Genomic DNA, 2,032 nt, shown 5'->3' on the forward strand with positions numbered 1-2,032 from the left:
AAAGGAGGAAAATATAAGTAACTAAATATATTGTCAAATGTGATATAACGTGTTTAAATATGTAAAAGGAGAATCATATTATGAACACATCAAATATCACAAACTACAAGCCGAAAGATTTTGCTGAACTGTTAGGGATATCTGTTAAAACGTTACAGCGTTGGGACAGAGAAGGGATTTTAAAAGCAAATCGAACTCCAACTGACAGGCGTTATTATACGTATGACCAATATCTTCAATTCAAAGGCATAAATATCGAAAATGATAAACGTCAGGCAGTTATTTATGCCAGAGTATCTACAAAAAATCAAAAAGACGATTTGCAAAACCAGGTCGCATTTTTACGACAGTTTTGTAATGCTAGGGGAATCATTGTAGACCAATGTATCGAAGAGTATGGAAGTGGTCTTAATTACAACCGCAAAAAGTGGAATAAATTATTAGATGAAGTAATGGAACAGAAAGTAAAAACGATCATCATAACCCACAAAGACAGATTTATCCGATTCGGTTATGATTGGTTTGAAAAATTCTGTATGAAATGCAACACAACGATCGTGGTGGTAAACAACGAAGAATTATCACCACAGGAAGAACTTGTACAGGATATTGTTTCCATACTTCATGTGTTCTCCTGCAGGCTGTATGGACTTCGTAAGTATAAAAAACAAATAGAGAGGGACGAGGAAATTGCTAAAGAGCTTCAGGACGGAAATCCATCCGACAGAAGAGCAGAAAGTCAGGATTCATAAAACAATAGGAACTTGTAGATTTATTTATAATTTCTATCTGGCCCATAACAAAGAACTTTATCAAAATGGCGAAAAATTCATGAGCAGCAGTAAATTCAGAGTCTGGCTGAATCATGAATACCTTCCACAACATCCAGAATATTTATGGATTAAGGAAGCATACTCAAAAGCGGTGACCCAGGCAGTAAATCATGGACAGACTGCATTTAAAAAATTCTTTAATCATGAAAGTGCTTTTCCGAAGTTCAAAAAGAAAGGCAGATCAGATGTGAAGATGTATTTCGTAAAGAATAATCCGAAAGATTGTCGCTGCGAGAGACACCGAGTTAACATTCCATCACTTGGATGGGTTCGTATCAAAGAAAAAGGATACATTCCTACGACGAAAGAAGGATATATCATAAAAAGCGGCCATGTTTCCATGAAAGCGGGCAGATATTATGTTTCGGCTCTTATAGAAATTCCTGATAATAAAACTGCTGATCTTTCTAACGAAGGAATCGGCATCGACCTGGGGTTAAAGGATTTTGCCATTGTTTCAAATGGTAAGACATATAAGAATATCAACAAATCAGCAAGATTAAAGAAATTAGAAAAACGACTCGTTCGGGAACAGAGATGTCTCTCCCGAAAGTATGAAAATCTAAAGAAAGGAGAGTCCACTCAAAGAGCGAATATACAAAAACAAAAACTTAAGGTACAAAAACTTCATCATAAAATAGACAATATCCGTACGGATTACATCAATAAGACAATCGCAGAGATCGTAAAAACCAAACCATCTTATATAACGATTGAAGACTTAAATGTATCGGGGATGATGAAGAACAAACATCTTTCAAGAGCAGTTGCTTCGCAGAAGTTTTACGAATTCAGAATAAAACTGAAGGCGAAAAGCAAAGAAAATGGCATTGAACTTCGGGTTGCAGACAGATGGTATCCATCATCAAAAATCTGCCATTGTTGTGGAACGATCAAGAAAGATTTAAAACTTTCCGATAGAACATTTCGATGTCATTGTGGCTATGTCGAAGACAGGGATTTCAATGCGGCACTGAATCTGAGGGACGTAAAAACTTACAAGATTGCATAAGGAAGCAAATGTAAGTATGTACCGAAGGCTATTTCGGGAATTAACGACTGTGGAGTGTACATGGACCTACGAGTAGATATGATTTCGGTCAATCAAAAGTATACACACTGAAGCAGTAAGTAAGATTCGTGAGAACTTACATTATCTCGATGTGATAAGTATATTTAATCACATTTTGAGTGGCAGG

General features: G+C 36.2%; 2 protein-coding genes. Both read left to right on the forward strand.

The features are described 5' to 3' along the window. Positions 1-95: 95 nt before the first annotated feature. Positions 96-752, forward strand: coding sequence for an IS607 family transposase (locus DXA93_RS17455; protein WP_199669522.1), 657 nt, complete (start codon positions 96-98; stop codon positions 750-752). Beyond that, positions 691-1,845 carry an RNA-guided endonuclease InsQ/TnpB family protein gene (locus DXA93_RS17460; RefSeq protein WP_119208898.1) on the forward strand — a complete coding sequence of 385 codons (1,155 nt, stop codon included), beginning with the start codon at positions 691-693 and terminating at the stop codon, positions 1,843-1,845. The genes DXA93_RS17455 and DXA93_RS17460 overlap by 62 nt, the downstream gene beginning before the upstream one ends. Positions 1,846-2,032: the final 187 nt, after the last annotated feature.

It is taken from the genome of Blautia sp. OF09-25XD (assembly GCF_003482095.1).
GTDB lineage: Bacteria > Bacillota > Clostridia > Lachnospirales > Lachnospiraceae > Fusicatenibacter > Fusicatenibacter saccharivorans.